At 49.4% G+C, this 18544-nt stretch carries 16 protein-coding genes; 2 read left to right on the forward strand and 14 right to left on the reverse strand.

All coding sequences use genetic code 11. The features are described from left to right. Positions 1 to 7 precede the first annotated feature (7 nt). From CIL02_RS14200 to xerD, 4 genes are all read right to left on the reverse strand, one after another. A complete protein-coding gene (locus tag CIL02_RS14200; RefSeq protein WP_094402704.1) occupies positions 8 to 1030 on the reverse strand; it encodes a DUF4271 domain-containing protein in 1023 nt (340 codons plus the stop codon). Then, a complete protein-coding gene (metK, locus tag CIL02_RS14205) occupies positions 1030 to 2304 on the reverse strand; it encodes a methionine adenosyltransferase (RefSeq protein ID WP_094402706.1) in 1275 nt (424 codons plus the stop codon). Before metK ends, CIL02_RS14200 begins: the two co-directional genes overlap by 1 nt. A 317-nt stretch (positions 2305 to 2621) precedes the next feature. Next, positions 2622 to 5441 carry a pitrilysin family protein gene (locus CIL02_RS14210; RefSeq protein WP_094402707.1) on the reverse strand — a complete coding sequence of 940 codons (2820 nt, stop codon included), beginning with the start codon at positions 5439 to 5441 and terminating at the stop codon, positions 2622 to 2624. Between the two features lie 136 nt (positions 5442 to 5577). Continuing rightward, complete coding sequence (gene xerD, locus CIL02_RS14215; RefSeq protein WP_094402709.1) at positions 5578 to 6501, reverse strand: site-specific tyrosine recombinase XerD; 924 nt, start codon at positions 6499 to 6501, stop codon at positions 5578 to 5580. A gap of 47 nt (positions 6502 to 6548) precedes the next feature. On the opposite strand from xerD, the gene aroQ reads away from it, so the two are divergent. Further along, the gene (aroQ, locus tag CIL02_RS14220) at positions 6549 to 6971 is read left to right on the forward strand and encodes a type II 3-dehydroquinate dehydratase (RefSeq protein ID WP_094402710.1); all 423 of its coding nucleotides are present in this window, start codon (positions 6549 to 6551) and stop codon (positions 6969 to 6971) included. Next, a complete protein-coding gene (locus tag CIL02_RS14225) occupies positions 6971 to 7603 on the forward strand; it encodes an O-methyltransferase (protein ID WP_094402712.1) in 633 nt (210 codons plus the stop codon). Before aroQ ends, CIL02_RS14225 begins: the two co-directional genes overlap by 1 nt. Positions 7604 to 7676: 73 nt before the next feature. On the opposite strand, the gene CIL02_RS14230 is transcribed toward CIL02_RS14225, so the two are convergent. The 10 genes from CIL02_RS14230 to CIL02_RS14275 all read right to left on the reverse strand — a co-directional run bounded on the left by CIL02_RS14230 (position 7677) and on the right by CIL02_RS14275 (position 17427). After that, a complete protein-coding gene (locus CIL02_RS14230; RefSeq protein WP_094402714.1) occupies positions 7677 to 8915 on the reverse strand; it encodes an FtsX-like permease family protein in 1239 nt (412 codons plus the stop codon). After that, positions 8916 to 9251 (reverse strand): 30S ribosome-binding factor RbfA, encoded by a 336-nt coding sequence (gene rbfA / locus CIL02_RS14235; protein WP_094402715.1) that lies wholly within the window; start codon positions 9249 to 9251, stop codon positions 8916 to 8918. Positions 9252 to 9253: 2 nt separating this feature from the next. Then, positions 9254 to 10087, reverse strand: coding sequence for a glutamate racemase (gene murI, locus CIL02_RS14240; protein ID WP_094402717.1), 834 nt, complete (start codon positions 10085 to 10087; stop codon positions 9254 to 9256). A 22-nt stretch (positions 10088 to 10109) separates the two neighbouring features. After that, entirely contained in the window at positions 10110 to 10640 is a 531-nt protein-coding gene (locus tag CIL02_RS14245) for an OmpH family outer membrane protein (protein ID WP_094402778.1), read from the reverse strand. 149 nt (positions 10641 to 10789) lie between these two features. Continuing rightward, complete coding sequence (locus CIL02_RS14250; RefSeq protein ID WP_094402719.1) at positions 10790 to 11284, reverse strand: OmpH family outer membrane protein; 495 nt, start codon at positions 11282 to 11284, stop codon at positions 10790 to 10792. Positions 11285 to 11320: 36 nt separating this feature from the next. After that, positions 11321 to 11833, reverse strand: a complete 513-nt coding sequence (locus CIL02_RS14255) for an OmpH family outer membrane protein (RefSeq protein WP_094402721.1) — start codon at positions 11831 to 11833, stop codon at positions 11321 to 11323. Between the two features lie 56 nt (positions 11834 to 11889). Further along, positions 11890 to 14514, reverse strand: a complete 2625-nt coding sequence (locus CIL02_RS14260; RefSeq protein ID WP_094402722.1) for an outer membrane protein assembly factor — start codon at positions 14512 to 14514, stop codon at positions 11890 to 11892. A gap of 56 nt (positions 14515 to 14570) precedes the next feature. Beyond that, complete coding sequence (locus CIL02_RS14265; protein ID WP_094402724.1) at positions 14571 to 15329, reverse strand: isoprenyl transferase; 759 nt, start codon at positions 15327 to 15329, stop codon at positions 14571 to 14573. Continuing rightward, on the reverse strand, positions 15329 to 16012 hold the full coding sequence (locus tag CIL02_RS14270; RefSeq protein ID WP_094402725.1) for a DUF6089 family protein: 684 nt from the start codon (positions 16010 to 16012) through the stop codon (positions 15329 to 15331). The genes CIL02_RS14265 and CIL02_RS14270 overlap by 1 nt, the downstream gene beginning before the upstream one ends. Then, a complete protein-coding gene (locus CIL02_RS14275; RefSeq protein ID WP_141210255.1) occupies positions 16009 to 17427 on the reverse strand; it encodes a DUF6242 domain-containing protein in 1419 nt (472 codons plus the stop codon). Before CIL02_RS14275 ends, CIL02_RS14270 begins: the two co-directional genes overlap by 4 nt. Between the last annotated feature and the right edge of the window lie 1117 nt (positions 17428 to 18544).

Below are 18544 nucleotides of genomic sequence, written 5' to 3' on the forward strand. Positions count from 1 at the left end.
TTATGTCCTAAAAATTTATTTTCAAATAACTGCACGCCATTACCAACACGCCCCACAAAGCGATGCCTGGCACTATTTCGAGCGCACAAAAGTACAAAATATTTTGCAAAAATACACCTTTCTGGTGGAAAAAGATTATATATGTCTTGTAAAAACACAACAATTTGGACAAAAGCAATACTATTGAAGCATATATGACGGCACTCTCCGATTCCAAATCAAAATATGCCATAAACATGGCCAGAGGGTATATGAGCACGCCCTCGGTGGCAACAAGGAAGAGGAATGCCTTAATCCATTGTAAAGTATTCTTCTTGTCAAAAAACACCCATCCGACAAGCCAGTAGGCAAGAATCTTCACAAGGAAATAGGCCGCTATAACTCCTGTGAAGGCGCCAATGACCAAATATTGGTCGATGACGAATGTCTGCCCGGCAAAGTCGTGGACAGCATAAAAGAAGATGAGCGAGAAGAGAAGGCATGTCTGAAGCATGAGGAAGAACTGGAAGCGCAGCTCGTTCGATGTCTCGCTAATCTCTGTAGTCTTTGAGCGTGGCACGTAGAAGAAGTTCTTGGCCTGCCTGAGGATGAACTGCTTTGACTGCGCTATAGCCACCATGGCTATGACAAAACATCCCAACAGCATGGAGGTAACAACGTTATCGCCAGCTATAGAGTAAGGCACAGGGTCACCACCTACCCCTTGCCGCCATGCTATCACCTCGGGTTTGTACACAGAGTCTTTCTGTACGAGCGACTTGCCATGCCATTGTGGCTTGGACAAAGTGAACGTGTCAAGATCGGGACGAGTGGAAGGAGTTCCCAGGGTGTCAGGACGAGAGCTGTAAGTAGGCGGCTCAATCTTGATATTTGCCCTTATGGCAGAGTCCTGTTGGGCAGGCGTAGCATCCTTGGGCAGCCAACTGAGCACCTGTGCCGGAGTGGGCTGTCCTGAATGGTGAACGGCGACAGCCTCCTCAGCAATCGCCGTTCCCTGTACTGTTGTAGTGTCTGCGTTCTGTAAAGCCATTAAAGCCCAAATTCTTTCCTAATATCCTCTACCCTATCGAGCTTCTCCCACGTGAACAGCTCCACGTCGATGGTCTTGCGCTCGTGGTAACGGCTTGTAAACGTCTTCTTCACAACCTCATTCCTGCGGCCCATGTGCCCGTATGCTGCAGTCTCAAGATACATGGGCTGGCGCAGCTTAAGCGTGCGCTCGATGGCCTTTGGCTTAAGATCGAAGAGCTTGGTGATGCGTGAGGCAATCTCTCCATCGGAGATGCCTACATGTGACTTGCCATAAGTGTCGACATACACGCTCACAGGCTCGGCCACACCAATAGCATAGGCTACCTGCACGAGCATCTCGTCGGCAACACCGGCTGCGACCATGTTCTTGGCAATGTACCTGGCTGCATAAGCTGCCGAGCGGTCAACCTTGCTGGAGTCCTTTCCCGAGAAGGCACCACCGCCATGGGCACCCTTGCCACCATAGGTGTCAACAATAATCTTACGGCCTGTAAGACCAGTATCACCATGTGGTCCGCCAATAACGAACTTGCCTGTAGGGTTAACGAAATACTTGATACCGTCATTGAACAAGGCCAGAACCTTCTCGCCTACCTGCTCCTTCACCCTTGGCATCAGTATTTCTATTACGTCCTTGCGTATCTGTGCCAACATGGCGTCATCGTCGTCGTTGCCGTTGGCATCCTTGATGAAGTCGTCGTGCTGTGTACTTACAACAATGGTGTCTATACGCTGAGGCACACCATTGTCGCTATACTCTATCGTTACCTGGCTCTTTGAGTCCGGGCGCAGATAGGTCATCTGCCTGCCTTCCTTGCGTATGTCGGCAAGGGTTTTCATGATGAGCTGCGCAAGGTCAAGGCCCACGGGCATGAAGTTCTCTGTCTCGTTGGTAGCATAGCCGAACATCATTCCCTGGTCACCGGCACCCTGGTCGTCATCGTTGTCATGGTCTACTCCACGGTTGATATCATCGCTCTGCTCGTGTATGGCAGTGAGAATACCACATGAGTTGCCATCAAACTGATACTCCGACTTGGTGTATCCTATGCGATTGATGGTACGACGTGCCATAGTGGCAAGGTCGATGTACTCAGATGAGCGCACCTCACCCATGATAACAACCTGTCCTGTAGTGACGAAACTCTCTACGGCACAGCGTGCCTTGTCGTCGTAAGCAAGGAACTGGTCAAGAATGGCGTCTGAAATCTGGTCGGCAACCTTGTCGGGATGACCCTCAGAAACAGACTCTGACGAAAATAAGTATGACATGTTTAAATAATGTGTTTATGGAGACCGTTCTGCGACACCGTCCCACTAATTAACAAATATACCATTTATGATTTCTGAGGGTAATCTTGGAGTTGGCCTCGCAGCACCATCTCCAAAACGTGGTGCAAAGTTACATCTTTTCATCCGAACAGCAAAATTAATAATGTGAATTTTGGTTTGGCGGCCTAAAAACACCTGTTCCGCACACTAAAGCACACTACAAGACAAAACCATCCGCAACACACGACATGGATAGTGTTGCGGATGGATCTGTTACGGATATACTGGCATGCCACGTATGGCACACCCTCAAAGGATTATTCCGCCGGCATCATGCAAACCGACAGACGGTTGCCGCTGGCATTGAACTCCTTCATGAACTGCATGATGGTCTCGGGGGTCTGAGCCTCGACGAGCTTCTTGTAGTCTGTGTGCATGTCGATGCCGTACTTGTTCCAATGACTCATGATGTTGAGCCAGTAGCCGTTGGTCTTCACGGCATCATCGGCCTGCTTGAGCATCAGCTCCTTGACCTTTGCAACCATAGACGCGTCACATTCAGTCTCCATGTTCTTGACTTCCTTTTCCATGATGGCTGTGGCAACGTCTTTCTTCTCTGGCTTGACAGGGCATACGGCGTAAATCATGATGTTGTGGGTCTTGTCCTCACGCATCTGTGCCATGCCTCTCGCACCCACCGAGTAGGCTGCGCTCTCCTCCTCACGTATCTTCTTGAGGAATATCATGTCGAGCACCTGTCCGGCAATGTCGGCACGGATGACGTTCTCAAGAGAGTAAGGCATATCCTCGTTGTACCACATATACTGGAACTTGGCCTTTGGTGTCTCCATCTTTCGTGTGAAAGTATTGTCGACAATTCCCTTCTCAAGGAAAGCGGTACGCTTGCCATTCACCACCTTGCCCTTGGCAGGCAGCGATGCTATGTACTGGCAGATGAGCGGACGGATGGTGGCCTCATCGTAGTTGCCGATGATGGTGAAGGTCCATCCGGCAGCATTGGCAGTACGCTCTTTGGCAATCTGGAGTATGCGGTCGTAATCGATGTTCTTGACATCTTCAAGGAGCATAGGCTTCAGACGTGGGTTGTGTCCATAGAAGGTAGCGGTAGCAGAGTCGCCGAACGCTATGTCGGGCGACAGCTCACGGTTCTTCAGCTCAATCTCGTAAGAGCTTATGAGGTTGTTGAAGGCATCGGTATCTTTCTTGATGTTGGTGAAGTAGAGATAATTCATCTGCAGCATGGTCTCTACGTCCTTAGGTGTGGAGCTTCCGTTTACTGTCATCGTTGTTCCAGAGAGCCGGAGGTCTACATTTGCAATCTTGCCAGCCAGCACCTTGCCAAGCTCAGTACTTGAGAAATTGCCGAGGCCGCTGTAGCCTATCACCTGGTCGAATGCGTTGAGGTTAGTAATCTCGCTGTTGGGATAGAGCGAGCCGCCGCCCTTGCCCTCACCGGAGAGCACTACCTGGTCTTTCTTGAAGTCGGTCTTCTTGAGTATGACGGTGGCACCATTGGAGAGGGTAAGCTTTGTGTAGCCGAACTTCTCGTTGCGCTCCTCCTTCTTTATCTTGCCTGGCTTAGGCATACTGGCTATCAGCGGTTCGTTCTTCACATTGTCCACGAAGGCCTCTATCTGCTGTGCGCGAGCCTCCTTGACAGCATTCAGCAGTCCTGCCTCGGTAGGATAGACGTTGCCCTCCTTCTCGTTGTTGAAGTTGATGATAACCATGTTGCTGTCGTTCTTTGGCAACAGCTCTGCCATGAAAGCGTTCACTACTTCGATAGGTATGGCAGGTATCAGCTGCTTCATCATCTGATAGCTGTAGTCGATGGAAGGCATCGGGGCATTGGAAAGGAAGTGGGCCTTGCATTCGTTGTAGAACTGGCTGCTATAGCGCTTGTCCTTGTTGCTGTACATCTTGTCGAGTGCGCTCAACATGCTTTCCTTGAAACGCGCATACTCAGTAGGCGTGAAGCCAAACTCAGCAGCCTTGCGCGCCTCTACGAAGGCAGCCTTGAGAGAAGGCTCAATCAGCGACATGTCCTTTGGCGACACACTGATGCCAAAGGCATCCTTGGTCTTGGCAAAGATATAGTTGCCGTCGAAAGAGCTGGCGCTGACGTATGGGCAGTCGGCCTTCTGGGCAGCCTCACCAAAGCGGCTGTTGAGCATGCTGGTGGCAGCCTGCTTCACATAGTTGTAAACCAGGTACTGCGGTGTCTGCTTCAGGGAGTCGGGGAACACGTCGTGCTTGAACATGATGTCGATGTCGTGCGACTGGTATTCCTTATCCTTGTCGATGATAACGATAGGTTCGGCATTGTCGGGAACAGCCTCGTCAACAACTGGAGCAGGGTTCTCAGGATTCTGGATTGGTCCGAAGAGCTTCTTTATCATAGCCTCCGTATGGTCGACGTCAACATCTCCTACGACAATGATACCCTGGTTCTGTGGATGATACCATTTCTCGTAGTAGTCGCGGAGCTCCTTTGGGGCAAAGTTGTCGATGACAGACATAAGGCCGATGGGATAGCGCTTGCCATACTTCGAACCGGGATAGAGCTTCTCGAGATTACGCTCAAAAAGGCGCGAGCTGGCACTTGTCCTCATACGCCATTCCTCATGGATAACGCCACGCTCCTTGTCAATCTCCTCAGGGTCGAGGATAAGTCCGTCTGCCCAGTCGCGAAGGATGAGCAGGCAGGAGTCAAGGGAACTCTGGCGTGCTGTCGGCACGTTGTCGATGTTGTAGACCGTCTGGTCGATGCTTGTGTAGGCATTGAGGTCGCCTCCGAACTGAACACCGATAGACTCGCAATAGCGGATAAGGTCGTTGCCCTTGAAATTGTCGGTACCATTGAAGCACATGTGCTCAAGGAAGTGGGCCAAGCCGCGCTGGCTCTCCTCCTCCTGAATGGAGCCTACCTTCTGTGCGATATAGAAGTTCGCACGGTTCTCAGGCCAGTTGTTGTAACGGATGTAATAGGTGAGTCCGTTGTCAAGCTTGCCTATCCTTACTGCCGTATCTACAGGCAGGGAAGGCATTGACATCTGCGCCTGCGATGCACTGGCCACTAAAGAAAGGGCCAGAAATAACAATTTTCTAAACTTCATGATCTTATATGTTATTTGTTAATCTATATGCTAATTTCTCCATCTATTGCCACTTGCGACAGAGACGAATCCAATAAAAGAACGTAAAATAAACGCTTTTAAGCCATATAATAGACATTTATGCCAATGTTTTATGTTATTTTAACTCCCTATTCCTGTTTCTGGGATGGTGGTCGAGTATCTCCTGTCTCAGCATGGTGGTGTCAATATGCGTATATATCTCCGTAGTTCCAATGTCCTCATGGCCGAGTAATGCCTGTATTACTCGCAGGTCGGCACCGCCCTTGAGCAGTGCTGTTGCAAACGAGTGACGGAGGGTATGTGGCGAGATGGTTTTCTTGATACCAGCCTCCTCGGCCTGCCGCTTTATCATTATCAATATCATAGTACGGGTGAGGTGATGACCACGGCGGTTCAGGAAGACATAGTCCTCCTCGCCACGCTTTATGTCAAGATGGCAACGGTCGGTGAACCACAGCTGCAGCTCATGGATGGCCTTGTCGGAGATGGGAACGAGCCTTTCCTTGCTCCCCTTGCCAAGCACTCTTATGAACTTCTCCTCGAAGAATATGTCAGAGAGCTTAAGATTGACAAGCTCGCTGACCCTAAGGCCACATGAGAACAGCACCTCGATGATGGCTCTGTTGCGCTGACTCTCGGCCTTGCTCATGTCCATGCTATCCTCAAGCCTGTCCACCTCCTCAAGGGTAAGATACTCGGGCAGGTGCTGGGGCAGGCGTGGAGACTCTAGCAGCTCAGAAGGGTCTGCATCCATGAAGCCATCGACATTGAGAAACTTATAGAACACCCTCACGCCACTCAGTATGCGGGCTTGCGTCTTTGCCGACATGCCACGCTCGTGAATGGTTGCCGCAAAATGCTGCAGGTCCTCAAGGCGCACCTCGGTAGGAGTGAGGCTGTTGGCGGCAAGATAATCGAGAAGCCAATGCAGGTCATGACGGTATGCCTCGATGGTATTCTCTGAGTAGTTGCGCTCCAATTTGAGGTATCTCATGTAGCGTTTCACAATATTGGCAGTTGATTGCTTGTCTGTTTCCATATTTTTTCGTACTTTTGCCGACAAAGATACAACATTTTCCTGAGATTATGAAGATACAAATCATAAACGGACCAAACTTAAACCTGCTCGGAGTACGCGAGCCAGGCATCTACGGTGACAATTCCTTTGAGAGCTATCTGCCACAGCTGCAGGCGCTATATCCCAATATAGAGATTGACTACTTCCAGAGCAATGTCGAGGGACTGCTCATAGACAAGCTACAGGAAGTGGGCTTCACCTACGACGGCATTGTAATCAACGCCGGAGCATATACTCATACTTCGATAGCCTTGCAGGACTGCATAAGGTCACTGAAATGCCCCGTGATAGAGGTACACATATCAAACGTACACAAACGCGAGGAGTTCAGACACCACAGCATGATATCGTGCGCCTGCCTTGGAGTGATTGCCGGCTTCGGACTCGACTCCTACAGACTGGCCATAGAAGCCATCGTAAAAGCAAGATAATGGATATCAGCGAATACATCCTCGACCACATAGAACCCGAGGGGGAATACCTGTACAGGCTGTATAGGGCAACCAACATACATACCATTCACGGCAGAATGGCGAGCGGGCATCTGCAGGGCAGGCTGCTGAAGATGCTGGTGCGGATGGCCAGGCCAAAAAACATACTGGAGGTGGGAACATTCAGCGGCTATAGCGCCATCTGTCTTGCTGAAGGTCTGGAGGAGGGAGGCAAAGTGTATACTTTCGAGATAAACGACGAGATGGAGGACTTCACACGCCCATGGATAGAGAACTCCTCAGTAGGCGACAAGATAGATTTCCGCATTGGCGATGCCAACGTTCTTGCTCCTCAGCTCGGCATCACGTTCGACATGGCATTCATAGATGGCGACAAGCGCACATATCTCGACACATTCAATATGGTAATGCAGATACTTAGGCCTGGTGGATTTATCATTGCCGACAATACTCTATGGGACGGGCATGTCACCGACCCCAGCTACAGCCATGACCATCAGACACAAGGCATAAGAGCTTTCAATGACGCACTGGCCAAAGACCAAAGAATAGAGCAAGTCATCCTGCCCCTACGCGACGGCCTAACAATAATAAGGAAAAAACACCCTTAAACTCCCCCTCACCTCTATCTCCTCTATCTTCTCTACCACATCTATCTGCTCTATCACATCTATCTGCTCTATCTCATCTATCCCCCTTCAGCAGCCTCTTACTGAAAGCCCTCACAGGATACCAAACGGCAAGCCAGCCCACTACGACCACCGTCACCAATATATACAGCACATCAATATAGTGTACGCTTACAGGATAGGCATCAACAACAAAAGACCCATCACTATCGCCCATGCGCACGAAGCCATACTCCTGCTGCAACCAGCACAAAAGCAGGCCTATGCCTATACCAAAAACTGCACCGATGAAGGAAATCATCCTACCCTCGAAAAGGAATACGCGGGCAATCTGTCTGTCCGTTGCACCAAGGTTGCGCAAAGTGACGACATCGTCTTTCTTGTCTATCATAAGCATTGACAGCGAACCGACAATATTGAAACATGCCACCATGAGGATGAAAGTCAGGAAGATGTAAGCTATCATCTTCTCAATCTGCATTATCTTGAATGTATCCTCCTGCTGCTCGAAGCGGTCACGTACAACATACTTGTCACCGGCAATCTCTCTTATCGCCTTTTTCACAGCACCAAGATCACTGCCATCCTTGAGCCTGAGCTCCAATGAGGACAACATCCCTTGCTGTCCAAACAGGTTGCGGGCAAAAGTTACGGAAGTAAGGATATAGTTCTTGTCGTACTTCGACTGCTTGACACAGAACACCACCCCAGGCGAGATTAACGAGTCGACAACAAAGCCGTCGGAAGGCGATGAAAGGTCAAGCTGTCCCTCACGGCGGGGAGCATAGAGATGCATATACCCGTTCCAACGTGCGCCAAGCCCCATTTCTTGGGCAAGGCGTATGCCTGGAACGCCATACTCGAGATTACCGGCATGAAGGCTGAACTGCCCGTCTCCAACAAGAATATCTGTGATATGGGTAAGCTCCGTGAAATTATCATCTACACCTTTGACCCGTACCATCATCTGGTTGCCATTATATATGGCAAGCGCCATATCCTCGACACACTCGGTAGCCACGTCTATCTGTGGCAACTTACTTATCTCAGTGAGTACAGGGTCGTCACAGGGAGCGGTCTTGCCTTTGGCTGGGACCACCTCTATCTGCGGGTCGAAGCTGGTAAAGAAGGAGGCTACCAGATCGTGGAATCCATTGAAGACACTCAGCACGATGACAAGAGCCGTCGTAGCGACGACAACGCCAACAACAGATATTACGGAGATGATGTTGATGGCATGAGTGCTCTTCTTGGAGAAAAGATACCTGCGGGCTATGAATAGAGGAAAGTTCATTTATTTCTTCAACAGTTCGTCGATGTGGTCTAAATAGTCGAGGCTGTCATCGATGAAGAACCTCAGCTCGGGTATGATGCGTAGCTGGTTGCGTACCCTTGTACCCAGCTCGTAACGGATGGTCTTCTCGTTTGCCACAATATTCTTCAGCAGTTCCTCACCCTTGTCCGACGGGAAAATGCTTAAATATGCCGTACAGATGCTCAGGTCAGGACTGATGCGAACCCTGGTGACGCTCACCAGTACACCATGCATAAGTCTGGTCTGTGACTGAAATATTGCCGCAAGTTCCTTCTGCAGCAGTCTTGATATGCGGTTTTGTCTTGTTTCTTGCATAACTATCCTAAATCTACGTGTTTAACATTTACTTGTTCATGGAGGAATATCCTTGCTGTCTCGCTAAACTTCTCCTCGCTCTCCGTGGTCAGATACTGACATCCGCCACCACGGGTCAGCATGGACTCAAGGGATTTGTGCCGGTCAAGGTAAGAACGAAGGCTATTGGCGACATACTCTCCCTGAGGTATGATGCGGACACCAGGAGGCACATGCGTGACAATACTGTTCATGAGCAGCGGGTAGTGGGTGCAGCCAAGAATGATTGCGTCGATATCCGGGTCTTTACGCAGAAGCATGTCTATGCGCTTCTTCACGAAATAGTCGGCTCCGGGACTGTCCGCCTCGCCAGCCTCAACGATTGATGCCCACAACGGACAGCCTACGCCCGAGAGTCTGATGTCGGGAAAGAGCTTGGCTATCTCCAGCTCGTAGCTTCCGCTGAGGATTGTTCCAGGAGTGGCCAGTAGACCTACATGCCTGCTTGTTGTCAGGTTGCCAATAACTTCTGCCGTGGGGCGGATTATTCCCAGCACCCTTCTGTCCGGATCCCATTCGGGCAGGTCACGCTGCTGTATGCTCCTCAATGCCTTGGCCGATGCGGTATTACAACCAAGTATAACAAGCTGGCATCCCATGTCGAAAAGCTTGAGAACGGCCTGACGGGTAAACTGGTACACAACCTCAAATGAGCGCGAGCCATAAGGCGCACGGGCATTGTCGCCCAAATACATATAGTCGTACTCAGGAAGCCGCTGACGGATGCCATGAAGTATTGTCAGGCCACCGTAGCCTGAATCGAAAATACCGATTGGACCGGGTGAGTGTGAGAACATATCCTATGTTTTAGAGATAATATCACTGGCGGGCTGCCTCTCGGATATACTGAAGGGCATCCTCACCGTAAGCGGGATTGATAAACGGCACCGAGTTCGAGTCGGTATTCAGAATGAAGGCATAGCCTCTTTCCTTGCCCACCTTGAGTATGGCATTGGCGAGCTTGGTCTTCAACTGGGCGAAAGCCTCGGTCTCCGCTTGCTGGAGCTGCCTCTTCGCCTCGTCTTTGAATGCGAGGTTTTTCTCCATCAATTCCTTTATCTCTGCCTGTCTTTTCTTTAGAATTGATGGAGCAAAATCACGCTGACCGTCAAGGAACTCCTCGTATTTGACATTGAATTCCTCCTCTACCCTCCTCATCTCGGCGTCATACTTGGCCTTAAGGTTGGCCACACTCTGCTGAGCCAGCCCATAGCCGGACATGGTTTCAAGGGCCTGCTTGTAGCTGAAATAGCCATACTTCAGCTGCTGCGACTGCTTGTGCATGGTGGAGTCCTGTGCATACATATAGCCGCAAGCAAGCATCGTCAGGCACAAGGCCAGTAGTCTCATTATCTTCATTTATTGTTTCCTCCCCTATATTTAGCCTATCCTCAGAATGTGGGGCAGAAAGCTCACCACCATCGGGACAGGGTATTATGCAAAATGTCTCCAAGCCTTGTGGAACACAAAGCCTGGAGCCATTCGCATGGATATAATTATTACTTCATTTTTGTCAGCTCGCTCTGTACCTTTGAGGTAACATCCTCAACATTGGTACCAGTATATACGGCAGCACCTTCCTCAAAGATATAGGTAAAGCCACCTGCATTGCCAACATTCTGAATAGCGTTGCGAACCTTTGTGATGACTGGCTGCATCTTCTCCTGCTGAGTCTTCTGCAAAGCCTGCTGGTTGTCCTGGTAAGTCTGCTGAATCTTCTGATAGAGAGTCTGCAGTTCCTGCTCCTTCTGCTGCTGTGCTGTCTGGTTCATTGTACTCTTAGCCTTCTCGTATGCCTCGCTCTGGCGCTGCAGTTCCTCCTGCATGCTCTTAAGCTCGTTCTCATACTGCTTGGCAGCGGCCTCCAGCTCACCATTTACCTTACTCAACTCTGGGAGCGACTGCATGATGGCCTGTGTGTTTACTTTGCCGAATTTCTGTGCGAAGACGGCTATTGGAGCCATCAGCATCACCATTAAAACAAATTTCTTCATTTTCTTTCTAACTGTTTATTATTACATTGTTTACTGTCAATGGGAATAGCCGAGCTTCTCAAGGACCTCATTGCTAATATCTATCTTCGGACTGCCGAAGATGATGGCCGTGTCGCTGGCACGGTCAAGGACAAGGGAGTAGCCCCGAAGGTCGGAAATTTCCTTCACGGCATTGTATATCTCCTCCTGAATAGGAGTCATGAGACTCTCACGCTTCTTGAACAGCTCACCCTCGGGACCGAAATATTTCTTCTTCAGGTCAGCAGCCTCCTTCTCCTTCTGCATTATCTGCTCCTGCTTGGCCTTCTTCTGCTCCTGGGAGAGGAACACTACCTCGTTCTGATAGTTCTTGTACATGGTTGTGGCCTCGGTGGTGAGAGCCTCAACCTCTGCCTGCCACTTCTTGCTTACCTGATTGAGCTGCTCGTTGGCACGCTCATAGGCAGGAATACTCTTCAATATGTATTCCATGTCGAGCAGGGCAAACTTCTGGGCATTCGCAGCCACGGCTGTCATTGCCACTACAATCATTAATAATATCTTCTTCATATCTGTATTTTTTTATATGTAACAGACTATATGATTCATCATTCTTTTCTCTTCACTTAGAACTCCTGTCCAAGTATGAAATGGAATTGGCTTCCGCCCTTTACTCCATATACCTTGTCGAAACCGTATGCCCAGTCTATACCCATCAGACCAACCATCGGGAGGAAGATGCGGACACCTATACCTGCTGAGCGCTTCATGTCGAAAGGATTGAAATCCTTGGTATCGTTCCATGCGTTACCAGCCTCAACGAATGTCAGTCCATAGATAGTCGTATTGCCGAGCATCAGCGGATAGCGTAGCTCCATAGAGAACCGGTCGTATGCATAACCCTCCTGATAGTACGGGGTAAGTGAGCCGTTCTCATAACCACGCAGTCCGATGGTCTCCTCAGCATAGCCAGTTGAATAGCCGCTCATACCATCACCACCCATATAATAGGTCTCGAATGGGCTCTTCTTGTACTTGTTGTACGAGCCAAGGATTCCAAGCTCAACACGGGTCATAAGGACGAAGCACTTCTGGCCGCTGGTCAGTGCAGTATATGTCTTCGACTTGAACTTCCACTTGTGATATTCTATCCAGCGGTATTTCTCCTGCTGCTCATCAACATAAGTTGGCGATGCAGTGTTGGTAGCAAGGTTTTTGTAGTCCTTGCCGTCCCACAAGCTCCAAGGTGGAGTAATGGTGACTGAGGCCGTGAACTCTGAACCGCGGCGTGGGAACAGCTGGTTGTCTGTAGACACACGGTTGAGTGCGATGCTGAGGTTCAGGTTGTTGGAGTTTCCGTTAGTGATGAGGAAATAACGCCAATTCTTCAACATGTACCTCTGGAATGCCAACTCGACATTAAGCGTGAAATAGTCGTCTGGCCAGCGCAGGCGCTTACCCCATCCGAGACTAATACCCAAAAGCTTGACATACTTGTCTGGGTCATAGTAGTTCTCGTAGTTGCTATAGTTGTAGCCGTAGCTGTTGTAACCATACAAATAGTTGTAGTAGTTGTTCATGTAAGCCGAGTTATAGTAGTTGCTCGACACGTCGGTCTGCTTCGAGAAATAGGCTCCGACACTGAACTGTATTGGGCGTTTGCCACCAAACCAGTTGGTGGAGTAGCCGATATTATACGACTGATAGTATGAGCCATTGGTCTGGGCACCGATGCTCAGGGTCTCTCCGTCTCCGATAGGCATGATGCCACGGTGCTCCTTGTTCTTATTGAACAGGTTGGCCATAGAGAAGTTGTTCAGCTTTAGTCCTACACGGCCGATAACGCCCGTCTGTCCCCATCCGAGTGAGAACTCAATCTGGTCATTCGATTTCTGTTCCAGGTTCCAGTTCACATCTACGGTACCACTCTCCGGGTCAGGCTTAACGTCTGGCACAACTTTCTCCGGGTCGAAATGTCCCATGGATGCAAGCTCACGTGCCGAACGCATCAAGGCATCTTTCGAGAACAGGTCACCAGGCTTTGTTCTAAGCTCTCGTCTGACAACATTCTCGTAGAGTCGGTCATTACCATTGATGCGCACATGGTTGAGGTGGGCCTGCGGGCCTTCCGTTACCCTCATCTCAAGGTCTATGGAGTCACCGATAATGTTCACCTCAGTAGGCTCAATGCGTGAGAACACATATCCGTTGTTATAATAAAGGTTGCCAACAGCATCCTCATCATCCATGAGTCGCTTGTTCATGAGCTTCTGGTTGTAGACATCACCCTCTGCCATGCCGAAGAGACGGGCAAGCTGGTCGGTATTGTAAACAGTATTGCCGACCCATGTGATGTTTCTCAGGTGGTATTTCTTGCCCTCGTCCACCTTAATATATATATTAACATGCTTCGGGTCGTTGTTCCAGACGCTGTCCTCAACGATATAAGCGTCACGGTAGCCAAGCTCGTTATATTTATCAAGCAGTTTTTCCTTGTCCTCCTTCCATCTGGTTGGCGTGAACTTCTTGGACTTCAGGAATGTGGATAGCTTGCCGGCCTCATGGGTCTTGGCAAAGGCACCCTTCCTAAAGAGTCCACCTTTTATCTTGCCTGTCTTTAGCTGCTCGTTGCCCTCGATGATGATATTTCTGACCTTCATCTTTTCCTTCTTGTCGATGATGACATCCAGTATCACATGGTTCTTCTCCGTCAGGTCAGTACGCTGCTGTATGTCGACATCGGCATTCTTGAAGCCCTTCTCGTCGAAATACTTCTTGGCAAGTATCTGGGCACGGTTGATAACATCAGGATGTATCTGCGAGCCGCGGAGCAGGCCGAGCTTCTCCTCCATGTCCTCACGCTCACTTTTCTTCAGGCCGATATAGTTGATTGCTGATACTCTCGGATGTGCGGAAAGCTTTATGTGCAGATACACCTTATTGCCCACTATGGAGTCGGCAGATATCTGCACGAAGGAGAACAGACCATGCCGCCAATACCTCTTCACGGCATCAGTGATTTCGTTTCCTGGGACAGAAACCTTCTGTCCAACCTGCAGTCCCGAGATACTGGTGAGCATGTAGTCCTCGTATCCCTCGATACCAGACACGCTCATGCCTCCGAGAATAAGCTCACGTGGTGTTCCGGCATAGGATATGTCGGGGTGAACTATCTTGTCCTGTGCAACTACGGTCACGCTGCATGCAAGCAGAGCGAGGGATGTAGCCAGCAGCTTTTTTATCTTGTTCATTGTCTCTGTTAGATTTCTTCTTTTTCCTTTTGGTATGCGGCTCAATGTGTTACCGCTCACTTTGTTACAGGAGTGTTGTTGTCGTTCTCCACCTGTTCTTCCGTCTTGCCAAACCTCCTCTGTCTGCCTTGGTAGCTGGCAATAGCCTTATGCAGGTCGGCCTCACAGAAGTCTGGCCAATATGTGTCACAGAAATAGAGCTCCGAGTAGGCTATCTGCCAAAGCAGGTAGTTGCTGACCCTCAGCTCGCCGCCAGTACGTATGAGCAGGTCGGGGTCGGGCATGAAGTTGGTAGTCAGATGGCGTGCTACGTCTTCCTCGCTTATAGAGTCAACCTGAAGTGTACCCTCGGCAACTTTGCGGGATATGGTTCTTACAGCCTCTGTTATCTCCCATCTTGATGAATAGCTCAGGGCAACAACCATTGTCATGGCGCTGTTCCCGGCAGTATTGTCCATGGTCTGCTGAAGCTTCTCCCTTACAGGGGCAGGCAGCCGTCCTATATCACCTATTACTCTGAAGCGGACGTTGTTCTTCATGAATATCTCGTCTTCGAGTGATGTGAGGACAAGCCCCATAAGTGCAGCGACCTCGTCGGCAGGCCGGTTCCAGTTTTCTGTTGAGAAAGTGTAGAGGGTAAGGTATTTAACCCCCAGCCTGGTACACTCAGACGTTATCCTCCTGACGGTGTCCACACCTGCCTGATGACCGAAGCTTCTCTCCTTTCCACGTTCGGTAGCCCAGCGCCCGTTGCCATCCATGATGATGGCAATATGCTGAGGCACGTTGTTCATATCTATTTCCACGTTATTCATCAATAATCCTTGTTGCAAGTTACACATTTTGGCATGAAGCTGTATGTCAGCGACAGCTGTAGTACCGAATAGCAGTCAGTATTCTTGAAGAGTCCAGAGCTTTTGATGCCGTATGGGTCCTCCGCTCCGTCCAGCTCATCGCTCTGCGAGAAGTGCACAGCCCACTCCAGACCGAGGTTGACTCTTTTGCCTATCTTGTATTTCAGTCCCAATCCTATTGGCATGTTCACGCTCGCGGCAGTCTTGCTGTCTCCTCCCGAGGCTACGCTCGCCCCAAGTCCTATGAAGACAAACGGTACGAGAGGCTTCGCTCCACGATAGTCGCGTCCCGTACCATAGGGAAGGAAGTTGTATTCGTATGTCAGGCATATGTCATACAGACTGCGGTCGAAGTTATATGGCTCTGAAAGATACTCAGGATATTTCGTCTCCACATTTGCCGACGAGCCTTTGATTTTACCAAACGAGGCGTTGAGCCTCAACCCCATCCATGGTGAGAGGATGCGTCGGAGCATCACGGTTGCCATAGGCTGGCTCTCCTTGAACAGGTTGCCGTTGAAGTCGCCCTCGTATGTGACGAGACCAACGCCTGCACCTATCTCCATCCTGTACTCAGGGTCATCCTGGGCTTTTACCGACAGGACGGCAAGAAGGAACGCTATGACAAGACCGGCTCTGCTCATTCTGCGATGATTTTCTTGTCATCAGTTGCCCAGCCAAGGGCATTGAGCCTTCCACGCCACACCTGTCCTGTGCCGCCGCATACCAACCAAATGAAGTTGTTGCTGTCAACAGCCATGGTAAAGCAGTCGGAGACAGAGGAAAAATCCTCTGGCAAGGTATATGTGGAGTCGGCATGCCATGTCAGTCCACCATCCCTGCTTGCATAGAAGTGCGAGAAGGGTTTTGATGGACTTCCGTCAAGAGCCTTGCCACCAATGGCAAGCGCACCATTATTATATGGTATCACATGCAGTGCTGCAAGGGCTGGCAACAGACAGCGGTTGTCCTCGCCCAGAGAGAATATGCTCCATGGCTGATCCTCTACTGCTCCGGGGGCTTCCTCCACCTTGCTCCAGATGCTTGTCTTACTGGTTTCAGTACCATTGCCGACCATCATCACCTGATAGGTATCATCGTTTGTCTTCGACTTCAACGCCACCATATTTATATTGTCCACTGGCAGCAGAGAAGCAGGAGCATCCATGCCACAGGCTTTCCATGTACTTCCGCCATCTATGGAGGAGACCATGAGTCCATTGGCATCATAAGCATACAGGCGTGTACCACCTGCTCCAACGAGACGGGATATGTCCGCATTGCCGCTTATCACGCTTACAACACCTTCTGTAACGGTCTTCAGTTCAGTGCCATCAAGAACATATACCTCACCGTCCAGCATGGCAACATTGCTATAGGCATCAGCTCCAAGAACCACGTCCGTCTGCCCGAATCCAGCAAATGAGGCGACATCGCCCATATATAGACGGGTTGACGCGCCATCGAAGCCAAAGAGATAGACAGAGCCGCCTGCACAAACGCTGCGCATGGCCTTAAGGCTGCTTAGTGTGGCATCCGCACCAAAACTCTTCCACACAAAGGAGTCAGCAACCTCCTTGTGAACATTCAAGGTAACGGTATATGCACGATAGGCTGTAAGCATCGTATTGTAAACTCTCAGCTCACGTGGCTCGGAGAGATCTACGGAGTCCTGTGCTGAATAAAAGGCAAGGCTGTCCTGGCCATTCGCATCAGTGTATTTCCATACTGCTACGCCAGAGTTCTTGGTATTCACCGTACAAAGCACTTTCGACGGATCAATACCCAATGGCAAAGAATCCGGGTTGTATATCATGCAGGGACGGCTCATGTTGTCAATACGGAAACCATAGCTGCTACAGTCCGTGGTCAATTTCACAATGCTGTCCTCGCCGGTCGAGGACTTCACGGTGACATACTTGTTCAGGTTACCAAGAGAAAAACTGGTAACGGCAGTATCTTCGTAATATATTATCTCCTGTTCATCATCTTCAAGGCATGAGGCCATACACAAGGCAATGGCACAGACCATGAAAATAGGCAATATTTTCTTGAACATTATGCTATAAAAATTGTTTTTGGGTACAAATTTACTCAGAATTCTGAAAATAAGCATCTTTTTTAATAGTTTATTATGTAAAAAATTGGTATAGAGGTTTTTTTTTAAGTTCTTTTAGAAGAAGAGCTGTGCAAGCCACAAAAAAAAGGTTGATACTCACCACGAGCTTCAACCTCTCCAAAGAATAATGTTAACCGATGCATGCCGTCAGGCTTCCGCCCGACACGATCATAGACATGACCTACACTACATCGCAGTTGTTTCTAAAACTAATAACATAATCTTTACCTTAAAAAAATCTATCAAACTACTAACCTAATGAAACTTTATAGTGATGTATTCTCACGAACACGATGCAAAGTTAGCGATTTTTCTTTCACTGTGTAATCTCAAAATACTTTTTTTGCTACAGTTCCCTTATTTGTTGACATATATCAACGGCATCATCCTCCAGAGGGGAGCATCCATCTATAATCCTCTCATAACGACTGCTTCGCGAACAAGACAAGCGGTTCTGCAGAAATATCCTGAGGGCTACAGTGACCCGTATGAAGAGTCTGACGTCCCTTTTCTCTTATCAGAATAGGACTGACGATTTCTGTACCAGTTTTGCCCATCTCAGACGCAAAGCTTTGCAACCGTCAACGCAAAGCTTTGCATCAGCCAACGCAAAGCTTTGCAATCGCCCATGCAAAGCTTTGCATCCGCTCCCGCAAACGTTTGCTGGAAAAGGGCTCTGCCAGTACATTGACCAGCACGCGCTGTCGGCGCAGAAGCACATAGCCCAGGGTAAAGCGCAGCGGCATCCTGGGTGTAAGTGGACATTGTCCATGCGCGCTGTAAGCGCAAAAGCGTTATATATCCTGCTGTTATCTACGCTTTTGCGCTTACAGCGCGACCATCACCTACACGAAATAGCCCAGGGTGTCGCTACGCTTTACCCTGGGCTATGTGCTTCTGCGCTTACAGCGCGACAATTACCGACATGAACTTCAGAATTAGGATATTCAATTTTTGCCCATCAAACTGTACACCCTACGAAATAATAGAACCCTCCCTGAAAGATTAATATTTCCAGTTCGGCATTTTCTTGGCACAGATAAAAAAAGAAGGCGTT

This window comes from Prevotella sp. P3-122, assembly GCF_002251365.1.
Taxonomy (GTDB): Bacteria; Bacteroidota; Bacteroidia; order Bacteroidales; family Bacteroidaceae; genus Prevotella.

Excerpts from the sequence above, each read along its gene's own strand:
- CIL02_RS14200 (WP_094402704.1), bottom strand. The coding sequence starts at position 1,030 with ATGGCTTTACAGAACGCAGACACTACAACAGTACAGGGAACGGCGATT.
- metK (WP_094402706.1), bottom strand. The coding sequence starts at position 2,304 with ATGTCATACTTATTTTCGTCAGAGTCTGTTTCTGAGGGTCATCCCGAC.
- CIL02_RS14210 (WP_094402707.1), bottom strand. The coding sequence starts at position 5,441 with ATGAAGTTTAGAAAATTGTTATTTCTGGCCCTTTCTTTAGTGGCCAGT.
- xerD (WP_094402709.1), bottom strand. The coding sequence starts at position 6,501 with ATGGAAACAGACAAGCAATCAACTGCCAATATTGTGAAACGCTACATG.
- aroQ (WP_094402710.1), top strand. The coding sequence starts at position 6,549 with ATGAAGATACAAATCATAAACGGACCAAACTTAAACCTGCTCGGAGTA.
- CIL02_RS14225 (WP_094402712.1), top strand. The coding sequence starts at position 6,971 with ATGGATATCAGCGAATACATCCTCGACCACATAGAACCCGAGGGGGAA.
- CIL02_RS14230 (WP_094402714.1), bottom strand. The coding sequence starts at position 8,915 with ATGAACTTTCCTCTATTCATAGCCCGCAGGTATCTTTTCTCCAAGAAG.
- rbfA (WP_094402715.1), bottom strand. The coding sequence starts at position 9,251 with ATGCAAGAAACAAGACAAAACCGCATATCAAGACTGCTGCAGAAGGAA.
- murI (WP_094402717.1), bottom strand. The coding sequence starts at position 10,087 with ATGTTCTCACACTCACCCGGTCCAATCGGTATTTTCGATTCAGGCTAC.
- CIL02_RS14245 (WP_094402778.1), bottom strand. The coding sequence starts at position 10,640 with ATGAGACTACTGGCCTTGTGCCTGACGATGCTTGCTTGCGGCTATATG.
- CIL02_RS14250 (WP_094402719.1), bottom strand. The coding sequence starts at position 11,284 with ATGAAGAAATTTGTTTTAATGGTGATGCTGATGGCTCCAATAGCCGTC.
- CIL02_RS14255 (WP_094402721.1), bottom strand. The coding sequence starts at position 11,833 with ATGAAGAAGATATTATTAATGATTGTAGTGGCAATGACAGCCGTGGCT.
- CIL02_RS14260 (WP_094402722.1), bottom strand. The coding sequence starts at position 14,514 with ATGAACAAGATAAAAAAGCTGCTGGCTACATCCCTCGCTCTGCTTGCA.
- CIL02_RS14265 (WP_094402724.1), bottom strand. The coding sequence starts at position 15,329 with ATGAATAACGTGGAAATAGATATGAACAACGTGCCTCAGCATATTGCC.
- CIL02_RS14270 (WP_094402725.1), bottom strand. The coding sequence starts at position 16,012 with ATGAGCAGAGCCGGTCTTGTCATAGCGTTCCTTCTTGCCGTCCTGTCG.
- CIL02_RS14275 (WP_141210255.1), bottom strand. The coding sequence starts at position 17,427 with ATGTTCAAGAAAATATTGCCTATTTTCATGGTCTGTGCCATTGCCTTG.